The sequence below is a fragment of the Pseudoalteromonas sp. R86517 genome, assembly GCF_042466295.1.
GTDB lineage: Bacteria > Pseudomonadota > Gammaproteobacteria > Enterobacterales > Alteromonadaceae > Pseudoalteromonas > Pseudoalteromonas atlantica.
Genome location: NZ_JAXHCB010000001.1, coordinates 2179743 through 2192870, shown reverse-complemented (window position 1 = coordinate 2192870; position 13128 = coordinate 2179743). Strand labels below are relative to the sequence as shown.

Annotated in this window: 14 protein-coding genes; 9 read left to right on the top strand and 5 right to left on the bottom strand. The window is 39.4% G+C overall.

The window, feature by feature from the left end; all coding sequences use genetic code 11:
* Window positions 1-252: 252 nt before the first annotated feature.
* Window positions 253-732 carry an SsrA-binding protein SmpB gene (smpB, locus tag SJY38_RS09885; RefSeq protein WP_004587371.1) on the bottom strand — a complete coding sequence of 160 codons (480 nt, stop codon included), beginning with the start codon at window positions 730-732 and terminating at the stop codon, window positions 253-255.
* 145 nt (window positions 733-877) lie between these two features.
* On the opposite strand from smpB, the gene SJY38_RS09880 reads away from it, so the two are divergent.
* Entirely contained in the window at window positions 878-1315 is a 438-nt protein-coding gene (locus SJY38_RS09880; RefSeq protein ID WP_055253005.1) for a type II toxin-antitoxin system RatA family toxin, read from the top strand.
* Entirely contained in the window at window positions 1315-1632 is a 318-nt protein-coding gene (locus SJY38_RS09875) for an RnfH family protein (protein WP_029773434.1), read from the top strand. Before SJY38_RS09880 ends, SJY38_RS09875 begins: the two co-directional genes overlap by 1 nt.
* Window positions 1633-1696: 64 nt before the next feature.
* Here SJY38_RS09875 and SJY38_RS09870 read toward each other — a convergent pair whose 3' ends face one another.
* Window positions 1697-2056, bottom strand: coding sequence for an outer membrane protein assembly factor BamE (locus SJY38_RS09870; protein ID WP_004587368.1), 360 nt, complete (start codon window positions 2054-2056; stop codon window positions 1697-1699).
* 107 nt (window positions 2057-2163) lie between these two features.
* Between SJY38_RS09870 and SJY38_RS09865 the strand changes: the two genes are divergently transcribed.
* Window positions 2164-2478: a GIY-YIG nuclease family protein gene (locus SJY38_RS09865; RefSeq protein WP_004587367.1), complete on the top strand. Its 315-nt coding sequence runs from the start codon at window positions 2164-2166 to the stop codon at window positions 2476-2478.
* Here SJY38_RS09865 and SJY38_RS09860 read toward each other — a convergent pair.
* The 3 genes from SJY38_RS09860 to ilvC all read right to left on the bottom strand — a co-directional run bounded on the left by SJY38_RS09860 (window position 2464) and on the right by ilvC (window position 7278).
* Complete coding sequence (locus SJY38_RS09860; RefSeq protein WP_286741371.1) at window positions 2464-3642, bottom strand: tetratricopeptide repeat protein; 1179 nt, start codon at window positions 3640-3642, stop codon at window positions 2464-2466. The two genes, SJY38_RS09865 and SJY38_RS09860, sit on opposite strands and share 15 nt — an antisense overlap.
* 79 nt (window positions 3643-3721) lie before the next feature.
* On the bottom strand, window positions 3722-5641 hold the full coding sequence (locus SJY38_RS09855; protein ID WP_024031820.1) for a methyl-accepting chemotaxis protein: 1920 nt from the start codon (window positions 5639-5641) through the stop codon (window positions 3722-3724).
* A gap of 164 nt (window positions 5642-5805) precedes the next feature.
* Window positions 5806-7278, bottom strand: coding sequence for a ketol-acid reductoisomerase (ilvC, locus tag SJY38_RS09850; protein WP_029773436.1), 1473 nt, complete (start codon window positions 7276-7278; stop codon window positions 5806-5808).
* A 139-nt stretch (window positions 7279-7417) separates the two neighbouring features.
* Between ilvC and ilvY the strand changes: the two genes are divergently transcribed.
* The 6 genes from ilvY to SJY38_RS09820 all read left to right on the top strand — a co-directional run bounded on the left by ilvY (window position 7418) and on the right by SJY38_RS09820 (window position 12825).
* Window positions 7418-8323 (top strand): HTH-type transcriptional activator IlvY, encoded by a 906-nt coding sequence (ilvY, locus tag SJY38_RS09845; protein WP_377109673.1) that lies wholly within the window; start codon window positions 7418-7420, stop codon window positions 8321-8323.
* Window positions 8324-8444: 121 nt separating this feature from the next.
* A complete protein-coding gene (locus tag SJY38_RS09840) occupies window positions 8445-9491 on the top strand; it encodes a GGDEF domain-containing protein (protein ID WP_377109671.1) in 1047 nt (348 codons plus the stop codon).
* 110 nt (window positions 9492-9601) lie between these two features.
* Window positions 9602-10465 carry a MipA/OmpV family protein gene (locus SJY38_RS09835; protein ID WP_282451978.1) on the top strand — a complete coding sequence of 288 codons (864 nt, stop codon included), beginning with the start codon at window positions 9602-9604 and terminating at the stop codon, window positions 10463-10465.
* Window positions 10466-10478: 13 nt separating this feature from the next.
* Window positions 10479-10847, top strand: coding sequence for a DUF3019 domain-containing protein (locus SJY38_RS09830; RefSeq protein WP_036963332.1), 369 nt, complete (start codon window positions 10479-10481; stop codon window positions 10845-10847).
* Window positions 10848-10861: 14 nt separating this feature from the next.
* Complete coding sequence (locus SJY38_RS09825; protein WP_024031826.1) at window positions 10862-11554, top strand: response regulator transcription factor; 693 nt, start codon at window positions 10862-10864, stop codon at window positions 11552-11554.
* A gap of 23 nt (window positions 11555-11577) precedes the next feature.
* Window positions 11578-12825 (top strand): ATP-binding protein, encoded by a 1248-nt coding sequence (locus SJY38_RS09820; protein WP_377109670.1) that lies wholly within the window; start codon window positions 11578-11580, stop codon window positions 12823-12825.
* Window positions 12826-13128 lie beyond the last annotated feature (303 nt).

Below are 13128 nucleotides of genomic sequence, written 5' to 3'. Positions count from 1 at the left end.
AGGGAAAAATATTCAATAATAGAAACAACGAAAAAGGATAGACAAGGCTAAATTACTCGCTTTGTACCATAAAATTTGCGCACTAAAATGGGTAGGCATCTAAAGAAATTAAAAAAATAAATAAAGTGTAATAATTTATTTATATCATGCACAGGGATGAATTAAATAAAGCTGAGGGGAATTTGATCAGGTTGTTTTAAATTTAACCGGTGAGAAATTAAAAAAAACGCCTAAATAAATTAGGCGTTGTGTTTATACTTTATGTTTCATGAGGCGTTCTTTCTCACGCGACCAATCTTTATTTTTGCCGTCTTCACGTTTGTCATGCATTTTTTTACCTTTTGCTAAGTGAAATTCAAGTTTCACCCAACATTTTTTCCAATACATGGCAGTGGCAACAAGTGAGTAGCCATCTCGTTCAGTGGCACCGACTAATCTATCAAGCTCTTTGCGGCTTAATAACAGTTTACGGTATCGCATTGGATCGCAAATAACATGAGTCGAGGCGCTATTTAAAGGCTGAATTTGACTGCCTAATAAAAAAGCTTCGCCATTTTTAAGATGAATATAAGTTTCTGAGATGTTTACCTTACCAGCTCGGATACTTTTTACTTCCCAGCCCTGTAGTTCAACACCTGCTTCAAACTTGTCGTGTAAAAAATACTCATGACGCGCTTTTTTGTTAAGCGCGATGGTATTACTGTTCGATTTTGATGATTTGTTCTTAGCCATAGTGCCCTATAATATACGTATTAAGAGATGTTTTACATCGATTTTTTATATGTGCCTTTAAAATAATCTGGTGAACTTAAGACCATGAAAATTTGGGGAAACGCGCAAAGCTTGCTAAAATTCGCCCACACAGTTGGGAGTGAGTATGCCACAAATAGAAAAAAGTGCGCTGGTTATGTACAGCACTAAAGAGATGTTTGACCTAGTTAATGATGTAGAAGCTTATCCGCAGTTTTTACCTAATTGCTCAGACTCTAAAATCGTTTCGCAGCACAATAATAACATGACCGCGAGTTTAGAAATATCCAAGGCGGGTATAAAAAAGTGGTTTACCACTGAAAACACCTTTATTGACGAGCAAACCGTGCAATTAAGGCTGGTTGATGGCCCATTTAAAACTCTTAAAGGGCGTTGGCATTTTCAAGCGTTAGATAAAAAAGCCTGTAAAGTTGAGCTTAAGCTTGAATTTGAATTCTCTAGCAAGCTTATAGAATTGGCGTTTGGTAAAATTTTTAATGATGTAGCTAAAAATATGGTTAGTGCATTCACGCAACGTGCAAAAGATGTATACGGAGCAAGATAATGATTAGCGTTGAGATAGTTTTTGCATTACCGACTAAAGCAACCACATTAACGGTGGAAGTAGCGCAAGGAACCACAGCCGAACAAGCTGTTATTCAATCGGGGATCATTGAAAAGTGCCCTGAAATAGACCCAACTGCGCTTACTTTAGGTGTATGGAATAGAACAGTAAAAGCGCATTACGAATTAAAAGATGGCGACAGAATAGAAATTTATCGTCCACTAATTGCAGACCCTAAAGATGCTCGAAGAAAGCGTGCTGAAAAAGCAAAAGAGGAAGGTCGAGCAAATAAAGTTACCGGTGGGCGTCCTTTATAAAGGTTATTAATGTAGTAAATAAAAAAGGTGAGCCATGCTCACCTTTTTTTAATAACTAAAGCGTTTACTGCTCTAGCGGAGTATCAAAGTTTTCTGGTTGATCATAATCACCCGAAACAGCAACTAGTTGATCATTTTCAAATTTAACCAGCAACTCTTTATGCTGCTCATTATCGCGGCCTTTGTTAAAGCTGTACACATAACGCCAGGTACTATTATCAAACGCATCTTCTGCTATTGGACGACCTAATACATAAATAACTTGCTCTCGTGTCATGTTTACACGAAGCTTATCTACATCTGATTGCTCTAAAAAGTTACCCTGTGGGATATTGATTCTATATACCCAGCTAGAACAACCTGCTAAAGAGCTGAATGTGAGAGCAACGATAAGCCAAAGAGAAAAAGTTTTTAACGACTGCATTGTTAGTTGTGATCCTTATTTTTTATAATCTGCATGATACCGATTAGTCACTGAAGGTAAAACCCTTTTAAGAAATTGTTTTTAGTTACGAGGGTTAGGGCAACGTTTTGACCACAAACACACAAAAAAGTTTAAGTATAAATATAAGCAAAGCACACAAAGTACCCTCAACGTGGTATTTGTATATAGTGCAAACGCGTTTAGGCCACTGGTATACAGGTATAACAACCAATGTTGATAAGCGCTTAGCCACGCATCAAGCGGGTAAAGGCGCAAAAAACTTAAAAGGCAAAGGCCCTTTAGTTTTAATTCATCAACAAAAGGTGGGCTCAAAAAGCGAAGCCAGCAAGTTAGAGTGGCAAATTAAAAAATTAAGTAGGGCCCAAAAAGAGCACTACGTACAACAGCTAATGACTAAGTGAAGCTGTGGCATTTTTTAATGCTTTTAATTTATTACGATAGCGGGCTTTGTCATAGTTAAACTCGGCGTTTATACCCGCTAAACGCATATAATGTGTTGCCTGCTTTATATTGCCGGTAAAATAATATGCTCGCGCAAGGCCAAAGTGGCTTTCGTGTAACTTAGCGTCAATTTTATAAGCGCTTTTAAAATGCTTAATCGCTTGAGAGTAATTTTTAAGTACCAGTTCACTATTACCTAATGATATATGGTAATACGGGTTAGCTTGGCGCTTTTTATTGAGCTGTTTTAGCATTTGCTGACCTTGTTTAGCGCGGTTACTTAAGGTGTACAGCACAGCGAGATTACCTATGGCAGTATGGTTATTTTTATCAAGCAATAATGCATAGTTATATGCCTGTTCAGCTTCTTTTAAATAATTAAGCTGCCTAAATACAATACCTAAATTTCCCCAGCCACCACTGTATAATGGGGCGGCTTCAACGGCGGCACTAAAGTAGCTATAAGCTAAATTATAATTTTTATTTACTAAAGCCAGAGCGCCTTTATTGTTATAAAACATAGCTGTAACAAACTTTTTGCTTATTGGGCTGGTTTTAAAGCGTTGTTTTCTTATATTTGGGTCGAAGTCTATGGTTAACTGTTTATCACGTTGATAAACCATTGTGGCTGGTATTGTTTGCATAAGCGCATTGTCAATTGATAAATTAATATGCCCTGTCAGTAAATTAACCCCTTTATTCATTGCCCAATATTCAGGAATATGGACTTTTTGAAAGCGCGCTTTTATACCTAAATAATCGGCTAAGCTATACGCTAATATCGATAACGACAGGCAATTAGCATTTAAATTAGCGTAGGTTTGCGATGCACTCAATGTGGCGCCACTTTGATAGGTTAACGAGTTATCGCCGTTTTTTAATAAAAAACTTAAAATACTGTTCGCTAAGTAATGCGCGCTGCGCTTACTGGTTAAGTGGGCATCAAGTTGGGAAGTGATTGTTTTGTCGAGCTTAAATATGTCTTGCTCGGTTTCAACGTTAATACGGTTAAATGTTGGATGGTTTGCAAGGGCAAGCGGTGGTGGTTCACGCACCGTGGTGTTACATGCGCTTAAATATAAGCAGCTACTTAGTAATAATGCGTTAAAACAAGATATGTTCATAAACCACCTCCAACATATTACATCTATAAGTGTAGATGCAATATGCGCAGGTGGTTTATTAAAGTGTTACAAAACGTGTTTAGTGGTGTTTTTCAAAGGTGGCTACGAGTGCATCAAGCGCTTGAGCGCTATTTGCTAAATCGCGAATTGCTTGCTCGGTGTTTATTTGCTCATTCATAGCACGGTCACTAATTTCACTTATTTGCTCAATATTACGTCCTACATCAGCAACCACGTTACTTTGCTGCTCAGTTGCGGTGGCAATTAAGGTAGCCATGTCGTTTATTTGATTTGCTGTTTCGCTTATCGCATCAAGCAATTCAACAGAGCTTTGCATTGCGCCTACGCTTTGTTGGGCTTTTTGCTTAGATTGACTAATATCGTTTACTACATCTTCAGAAATAGTGGTTAGCTCTTCAATCATTGACTGAATTTCGGTGGTTGATTGCGAGGTACGATTAGCAAGCGCGCGTACTTCATCGGCTACCACTGCAAAGCCTCTACCATGCTCACCAGCCCGTGCCGATTCGATGGCTGCGTTTAAGGCCAGTAAATTAGTTTGCTCTGAAATGCCGCGAATAGAGTCAACAATACTCGCTATATCAATTGTTTTTTTAGAAAGCAGTGTTACTTGCTCGGTAATGCCGTCAATATCAGTGGCAAGCGCTGAAATTGTAGCTTGGCTTTGCAGTACTTGCTGATGGCTTTGGCTGGTGTTTTCTTGACTGCTTTGCGTTAACTTAGCTGCATTAGCCGCACTTTGTGCTATTTCTTGTACAGTTGCGCCCATTTCGTTAATGGCTGCAGCAACCGAAATGGTTTGCTCTTTTTGATTATCAATAGACTGCGAGTTGTTTTTTGCTTGTTCAAATACATGATTAGAACTTTGGCGTATTTCTGTACTTTCGTTGGCAACTTGCTTGATGGCAGTTTCAATTTTATGAATAAACTGGTTAAAGCCATGGCTTAAATTGTTTAGTTCTGGCTGATTAGACTCTGGCAAACGGTACGCTAAATTAGCATCGCCTGATCCTAAACGTGAGAACAGCTCGGCCATATCCGAAAGCGGTGACGCTAAAGAGCGTGCTAACAAGTAACTTAGCATGCTAGCAACGAGGGCTATCACTAGCGTAAAGGTAAATATTTGCCACTCCAATGTACCTACTGTCGCAAACACCTCACTTTTAGGTACTTGGGCTAATACGTATAAGTCGGTATTGGCTATTGGCATGGCTGCTAAAAATGTGGCTTCGTTATTAAGTGATAATTCTGTAATTGCAAAACCAGAAGGGTTATACAAAGTACTATGAACATTACTGCCATAAAGTGTGTCTATGTTTACTTTAGCCACTTTATTTGCATCTTTATGTAACTGAATTAAGCCGCTTTTATCTGCAATAAACACAAAGCCAGTTTGCTCAATTTTAAATTGTTGTAATAGCTTTTGCATGTCGGTGATGCTTTTTGCAAGCCCCGCTAATCCAAGCCCATTTGTTTGTTGATGATTTACAAACATTTTTACATCAGTCGGGGATTCTTGATAAATACTGATTGAGTACGGATTATTTGAGTTGGTAAAGCCAAAAAACCACCCATCAGCCGCGTCGTTTTTAAGCACGCGTAAAAATCCGTGTTGGTTCCAATATTGTGCTGTATCACGGTTAGCCCACGACGCCGTTGCTAAATCAAACTGCTTTGCTACGCGGTTTAATTCTTTAAGCAGTAGTGTGTCGTCTTGGTTATTTGAGCGCGCCCACTCTAAGATAAATTCATTTGATGATAGTTGCTGTGCAGCACCTAGTAGTTCGTTTATTTCGCCACCAATTTGATTACTAATACTGTGTAATTTGCTGGGTAGCTCAGATTCAATCATACGTCGTTCTATAATATCTTCAGAGCTATATAAAGACGTTAAACCAATTAATGCAGCGACACAGATTGCAATGGTACTGCCTAAAATGGTGATTTTTTGAGTGATAGTTAGGTTTTTTATCGTCATATTATTTAACTTTACAACTAGGTAGATAGCCATGTTAGCACATTATTAATTAAGCGCTAATTATTGCAATATATCTAAAAGGGTATACTCGCTTTTTATTATTACTAGCACGAAAAAGCCCACAGCGTATGCATGTGGGCTTGGTTTCTAACAAGCGAAACTAGTTATACAATTTTCTTCATAGCTGACATGTAGCCGCGTAGTCTAGCGCCAACAATTTCAACAGGGTGCTCACGTAGTGCAGTGTTAATTTGAATCAGTGTTTGGTTATCTACTTGGTTACTTTGCTCATTTAAGCCTTTACCAATAACATCGGTGTCGATGTTTTTCATAAAATCGGCCAATAATGGTAAACACGCATGGTTGTATAAGTAACAGCCGTATTCTGCAGTATCAGAAATAGTACGGTTCATTTCGAATAACTTTTTACGTGCTATTGTGTTGGCAATTAACGGTGTTTCGTGTAAAGACTCATAATAAGCCGACTCGTCAATAATACCTGCTGCAGTCATGGTTTCAAATGCAAGCTCAACGCCCGCTTTAACCATAGCAACCATTAAAATACCGTTATCGAAAAACTCTTGCTCAGAGATTTCTACATCACCAGCAGGGGTTTTTTCAAAGTTAGTTTCGGCAGTTTCTGCACGCCATTTTAGTAAGTTTGCATCGTCGTTTGCCCAATCTTCCATCATTACGCGTGAGAAAGTACCGTCGATAATGTCATCTTGGTGCTTGTTATAAAGCGGGCGCATAATAACTTTAAGTTCTTCGCTTAGTTCAAACGCTTTTACTTTTGCAGGGTTTGATAAACGGTCAAGCATGTTAGTAACGCCGCCGTATTTAAGGGCTTCGGTAATTACTTCCCAGCCGTATTGAATTAGTTTTGATGCGTAACCCGCATCAATGCCTTTCTCAATCATTTTATCAAAACATAAAATTGAACCGGTTTGTAACATGCCACAAAGAATTGTTTGCTCGCCCATTAAGTCTGATTTAACTTCAGCGATAAACGATGACTTAAGTACACCGGCACGATGACCACCGGTACCCGCAGCGTAGGCTTTAGCTTGTGCTAAGCCGTGACCTTGTGGGTCGTTTTCTGGGTGAACAGCAATAAGAGTAGGTACACCAAAGCCGCGTTTGTATTCTTCACGCACTTCAGAGCCAGGACACTTAGGAGCAACCATGATTACCGTAATGTCTTCACGAATTTGCATGCCCTCTTCAACAATATTAAAACCGTGCGAGTAAGCAAGTGTAGAGCCTTGTTTCATTAAAGGCATAATGGCAGTTACAACGGCCGTATGTTGCTTATCAGGTGTTAGGTTTAATACTACGTCAGCGCTCGGAATTAGCTCTTCGTACGTGCCTACAGTAAAACCGTTTTCAGATGCATTTAGGTATGACTGACGACGCTCATCAATTGCTGATTGACGTAACGTGTATGATACATCTAGACCTGAGTCACGTAAGTTTAAACCTTGGTTAAGACCTTGTGCGCCACAGCCAACAATAACCAGCTTTTTACCTTTAAGTGCATCAACACCATCGGTAAATTCACTTGGGTCCATAAATTCACATTGCGCTAATTGAGCTAACTGCTCGCGTAAAGGTAAGGTATTAAAATAATTCGCCATGTTAGTGTCCTATAATTCGTGTTTGTTAGATGCAAAGCGTATTTGCTTTGCTTAAACACACCATAAAAAAAAACTTTGCTTGCGTAAAATGATATATTTGCACTAAAGTATTTCAAAAAATGAAACGTAGAGGCGTGTAATGGAACATAAGCATTTAAATTACTTTTTAGCGTTAGCTAAAACGCTCCATTTTGCCAGGGCGAGCGAGCTGTGCCATATAAGTGCACCTACTTTAAGTCGTAATATTAAGCAGCTTGAAGACGAGGTCGGCGTTGCTTTATTTATACGCGATAACCGAAGTGTAAAATTAACTAAAGAAGGGGAGTCGTTTATTGATTACGCCACCTCTACACTGGCTAATTGGCAGCGCTTTAAAGCGAATGTGAAAGACCCAACCCAGCATATTTACGGTAATGTGAGTATTTATTGCTCAGTCACCGCCTCGTATAGTTTTTTGCATCAAATATTAGAACAACTCCGCGCGCAGCATCAGCATATAGAAATAACGCTAAACACCGGCGATCCGGCGTTGGCAATAAACCGAGTACTGGATGCCCATGAATCAATGGCTATTGCTGCACGGCCAAGTAAACTGCCTGCCCAAATTGCTTTTGTTAATATAGGCCACTCTCCACTGGTTCTTATTGGACCTAAAATTCAATGCCCGATCAGCGAAAAAATAGCGAAAAACGCCCCACATATTGATTGGACAGAACTGGAGTTTATTGTACCTGAGCAAGGTTTTTCTAGGCAGCGGTTAGAGCAGTGGTGGCGGAAAAATAATGTGCATGGAAAAATTTATGCACAAGTGGCTGGGCACGAAGCAATGGTGTCTATGGTGAGCCTAGGATTAGGTGTCGCGATGGTTCCCAAAATAGTGCTAGATAATAGTCCGCTACAAGACAAGGTACACGTACTGCCCAGTGAAAATTACGAGCCAGAAGGGTTTGATATTGGTTTAGCGGTGCTAAAAAAAGAGCTTAACGACCCTGCAATCAGTGCATTATGGAATATTGCACAAACTTTAGGCGCAAATGTTATTTAAGCTTTTAACGATTAATATAATTCAGTAAATAGTATGATTAACAGTTGCGTATGAGTTTACTATTACTTAACATGAAAGCTTAATAATAAAAAATAATGACGCACGAGAGTTTATAATAATTATGGATCATGCTGTATCGCTCGCTCATTCTGCTCAATGTTTAAAAAAAGCAATTCCTCTGATGGTAAAATACCGAATGCCGGTAACGCCTATCAATTACGCTATTTGGTATTGCTATGTGCAAGGCAGTAAGCCAGCATTAAATGCTGAGCTTGATCACGTCATTGCTGAGCAACAAACATGTACTCAAAATAAAGCAAAAGAAATTTTTGATAAGCATTTAAGCGAAGATGACTTAATGTTTTTTCAAGAAATGGCAGATCGCTTCCATGGCACTATGGAGCAAGTACAGCATGATATAAGCGTTACCCTCGATCATTCTAAAAGCTTTACCACGTCGTTGGTAGATTCTCAAAATGAGTTGGCAAATTTAGCTAATGTAAATTCGTTTAACGAAATACTCGGTTGTGTTGAACGCTTAACCGACGAGTCGGTGGCTATGCAAGACTATGCGCGAGAATTTCAAACTAAGCTTGCGGTAGCCTATAACGAAATTAAAGATTTAAAAGAAGCACTTAACCTTTCTCAAGAAGCAGCCGATACAGACCCCCTGACAGGCTTTTTTAATAGAAGAAAGTTTGATGATGATATTCAGCAGTTTTGTCAAACCTATTCAGAGCAAGCTGACGAGAGCGTATTGGCGGTACTAATCATGTTTGATATTGATCACTTTAAGCGTTTTAACGACGATTTTGGTCATCAAAAAGGCGATGAAGTACTTAAATTAGTAGCCAAAAAAGTTTCGCAAAATATTTCCGATAGCCTGAATGTTTACCGCTATGGTGGTGAGGAGTTTTGTATTACCGGGTATTTTGACAGCATCAACGAGATTATGGTGTTTGCTGATAAAATTCGTTTAGATATTGCCTCATTAACTATCCGTAAAAAAGACGATGTAAATTCTAAACGTGCAATTTCTGCAAGTTTTGGGCTCGCTATTTTACGTCCATTCACGAAAGGTTCGGTACTTATTGAGCGCGCCGACCGAGCTTTATATATAGCTAAAACACATGGTCGCAACCGTATTGAAATAGCCCCTGACATTTAAATGTGATACGCATGTATAAAAATTGTGAATGATTGTAACCAGGTGGCGCACATTTGTGCTTACCTTGCTAGTATGGGTCACTTACTTATTTACTCATTTAGATTAGGTTAATGCGGCTCAATACTTTTATTTACATTTTTTGCTTTGTGGTGTGTCTTGTTTGCGTGCCTAGCACAGCTTCGCAGGCCTATAACGAACAAGAGTATGCGCAGCAACATATTACTGTTAAAAAGTGGCATGTAAATCTAAGTGTCGGCGCGGGTGTTATTACCAACCCTCTGCATGGCGGAAAAAACGTCCCGCTCCCTGTGATCCCACGCATTGCTTTTTATGGCGAGCGCTGGTTTTTCGATAATGGTCGCCTTGGCTACACACTTGTAGAAAATCAAAAGCATCATTTTAATATCGTTTCAGAACTTAACGCAGAGTCACGCTTTTTTATTGATTGGCATCCTAATAACCTCTTTGTTTTACCAGCAACCGCAGGTGCTTCTGCATTAGCGCAAAATAATCCCCAGCCTAAAAAAATAAATATCGATAATATTGATAATCGCCATTTAGCCCTAGATGCCGGGGGAAGCTATCATTATGTGCAGCAAAACCATGTGCTATCGATACAGTTATTACACGATATAAGTAATGTTTATAACGGTACTCGGGGCGCTATACAATGGCAGTACCACAGTGAAGTAGGGCGTTTAAAGTTAAAGCCAACGCTTGGGGTTAACTATAAATCAGCTGAATTAAACAGCTACTATTATGGTTTAAAAGCACACGAAACCTCATTAGGTAAAATTGACGTTGGTAGTAGCTGGCAACCTTATGCTAAAATCGACGCCAGTTGGCCATTGAGTGAGGCTAACAGTCTTCGTTTTCATGTAGCATATTACGACTATTCAGCTATGGATGGCAGTCCGCTTTTTGAACGTAACTATTCAATGACTGCTTTTATAGGATTCGATCATACTTTTTAATATGAAGTATTTAATGTTGATTGTGCTTACAGTTTTTCTGTTTAGCCCTCCCGTTGTAGCGCAAAATGCGTCTTTAAAGGTCTCTCCCAAAGTGTGTGTTGTGTCTGAGCAGCAAGCGTTTTGCGATCTCGATTTAAAGTTTAATTGGCAGCAACCATCGCCAAGCGATGCATGCCTGTACCAACAAAACAAACTGATTAAATGCTGGCAACAGCAGGCTGTTGGTGAGTTTGAGTATAAAGCGCGTGTTCAGGTAGAGACCATATACTCCTTAATCAATCCTCATACCGGTGTGTTAATTGCTAAAACACACGTTGAAGTGCAAAGTGCTGATGCTAAAAAAAGTAGGCGCAGGCTTCGCTCTCCATGGAGCTATTTTTAATTTAGGAGCAACTCATGCCAAAAATTTTACTTGTTGAAGATGACCTAGGTTTACAACAACTAACAAAAGATTATCTTGAACATAATGGCTTAGAAGTAGACGTATTAAGCCGTGGTGATGAAGTATTTAGTTATCTTGAGAATAACGCTGCTGATTTAATGATTTTAGATATTATGCTGCCAGGTAAAGATGGCTTTAGCGTATGTCGACAAGTACGTGATAAGTTTTCGTTGCCAATTTTAATGCTTACTGCAAAAGGTGAAGACTTTGATCAGGTGATTGGCTTAGAGCTTGGCGCAGATGACTATGTGGTAAAACCTGCAGAACCGCGTGTTTTACTGGCGCGTGTAAATGCATTACTGCGTCGCGGGCAACCCGTGGTTAAGGCCGCAGAAGAGATTCAGTTTGGTGATTTAGTCATTGATAAAACCAGCCGAATTGTTAAATTAAACGAAAACGAAATAGTACTTACATCGCATGAGTTTGAGTTACTATGGCTACTTGCCTCAAATGCAGGCGAAGTACTAAGCCGTGAACATGTTCATCAACATATGATTGGTCGTCAATACGATGGGCTTGACCGTACCGTTGATGTACGCGTGTCACGAATTCGCAAAAAGCTAGGTGATAACAGCGATAAACCTTACCGTATAAAAACCGTGTGGGGGCAAGGTTACTTGTTTGTATCAGACGCCTGGGAAAAATAATATATGAAGGTAAATAAGGAATAATGGGCAAACTATTTATAAGTTTATATGTTTATATCATTGTTTCTTTATTTATTGTTAGTGGTGTTATAGAACAAATTTGGCCTTACGAAGAGACACAGCAGCAAGTGCTGTTAGATGATGAGTTTGGCCAAGCACTTTGGTTATTATCGCAAACCGATGATGGTCTAGATAAGCTAAAACACAGCTTTGAAAGCCAAGTTATTGCCCGCAAAGATCTTATTTTACCCCTTAAGCAGCAAGCCTCATTAGATAAAAACCATTACCTGTATCTGTATGATAAAAAGCAGCGCATAGTGTGGTATGTTGAGCTTGGTGATAACAAACTACTTCAAATTGGTCCTGCAGGCGTTATAAAAGCACCTGAAAGCTCTGTTATTCCGTATTTAATGTTACTGGCTATTGTAGGGTTACCTGTGGGGCTGTGGAGCTTTTTACTATGGCGTGATTTTTCTAAATTAAGCCATGCGTGCGAAGCGGTAGATGGCTCGCAAGACTTTAACTTAAGCAGTCCTTCTAAATCGTTTTTTTTACCCGTTACTGATACTCTAAAAGTAATGCAGCAGCGCATAGAGCATCTTCTTAGTGCGCAACAAGAACTGACCTCCTCTGTATCTCATGAATTTAGAACGCCCCTTGCACGATTAAAATTTGGTATAGCCATGTTAGAAGACACACTGCAATCGGAAAAAGGGCAACATTACCTAACTAATATGCAGGCAGATATAAGCGAACTTGAAGCGCTTGTGTGTGAAATGCTTGAATATGCTCGGCTTGATTCGCAGCAACCAAGCTTAGCTAGAAGCGACGTTGATTTGGCTGCTTTGACACAATCGGTCATTAATAAGCTAAATTTTGCAAGCGGCATAGAGTTTAATGCGGTGTTACCACAGGCTCTAGTGTACAAGTGTGATGCGCACTTTATTGCGCGTGTAATGCAAAACCTGGTGGGCAATGCGTTAAAGTACGCCGTTAGTCGTGTTGATGTCACACTCAAAGCGCAGGGTGATGCAATTTACTTTATTGTGGAAGATGACGGAGAAGGTATTTTAAAAAGCGACAGAGAAAGCGTATTTAAACCTTTTACTCGTTTAGATAAAAGCCGTGATAAAAGCACAGGGGGCTTTGGTTTAGGCTTAGCAATAGTGGCAAAAATTGTATCGTGGCATAAAGGGCACTATTCAATCACTGACTCATCGATTGGTGGCGCTAAGTTTATAGTTACCTTACCTAATACCTATCCACAATAATATTTAATCATTTTGTGGGGCCAAATGTGTCGCTACCTACGTTAAAAATTCTCATTTACGATTGCATGGATGCAGAAGGTAGAGCAATGCAGGAGCAATTGCCGAGAACAACTAAATAGCAAATTTTTTGCTTAGCTATCAACACGTTTTTCCATCCTCAAAATAGATCACTTTATTATGCGGATTGGTATAAAAGCAACTTACCTAAAAACGCCAGACATAAAAAAAGCGCCTAAGGCGCTTTTTGTGGTTAAAAACCAAAATCAACAAGTAGCAAAATAGTAGACCCGGCTACGTGGAAAA

What these genes read in the sequence shown, in the direction of transcription:
- smpB (WP_004587371.1), bottom strand. Translation starts at nt 732, where the DNA reads ATGGCTAAGAACAAATCATCAAAATCGAACAGTAATACCATCGCGCTT.
- SJY38_RS09880 (WP_055253005.1), top strand. Translation starts at nt 878, where the DNA reads ATGCCACAAATAGAAAAAAGTGCGCTGGTTATGTACAGCACTAAAGAG.
- SJY38_RS09875 (WP_029773434.1), top strand. Translation starts at nt 1,315, where the DNA reads ATGATTAGCGTTGAGATAGTTTTTGCATTACCGACTAAAGCAACCACA.
- SJY38_RS09870 (WP_004587368.1), bottom strand. Translation starts at nt 2,056, where the DNA reads ATGCAGTCGTTAAAAACTTTTTCTCTTTGGCTTATCGTTGCTCTCACA.
- SJY38_RS09860 (WP_286741371.1), bottom strand. Translation starts at nt 3,642, where the DNA reads ATGAACATATCTTGTTTTAACGCATTATTACTAAGTAGCTGCTTATAT.
- SJY38_RS09855 (WP_024031820.1), bottom strand. Translation starts at nt 5,641, where the DNA reads ATGACGATAAAAAACCTAACTATCACTCAAAAAATCACCATTTTAGGC.
- ilvC (WP_029773436.1), bottom strand. Translation starts at nt 7,278, where the DNA reads ATGGCGAATTATTTTAATACCTTACCTTTACGCGAGCAGTTAGCTCAA.
- ilvY (WP_377109673.1), top strand. Translation starts at nt 7,418, where the DNA reads ATGGAACATAAGCATTTAAATTACTTTTTAGCGTTAGCTAAAACGCTC.
- SJY38_RS09840 (WP_377109671.1), top strand. Translation starts at nt 8,445, where the DNA reads ATGGATCATGCTGTATCGCTCGCTCATTCTGCTCAATGTTTAAAAAAA.
- SJY38_RS09835 (WP_282451978.1), top strand. Translation starts at nt 9,602, where the DNA reads ATGCGGCTCAATACTTTTATTTACATTTTTTGCTTTGTGGTGTGTCTT.
- SJY38_RS09830 (WP_036963332.1), top strand. Translation starts at nt 10,479, where the DNA reads ATGTTGATTGTGCTTACAGTTTTTCTGTTTAGCCCTCCCGTTGTAGCG.
- SJY38_RS09825 (WP_024031826.1), top strand. Translation starts at nt 10,862, where the DNA reads ATGCCAAAAATTTTACTTGTTGAAGATGACCTAGGTTTACAACAACTA.
- SJY38_RS09820 (WP_377109670.1), top strand. Translation starts at nt 11,578, where the DNA reads ATGGGCAAACTATTTATAAGTTTATATGTTTATATCATTGTTTCTTTA.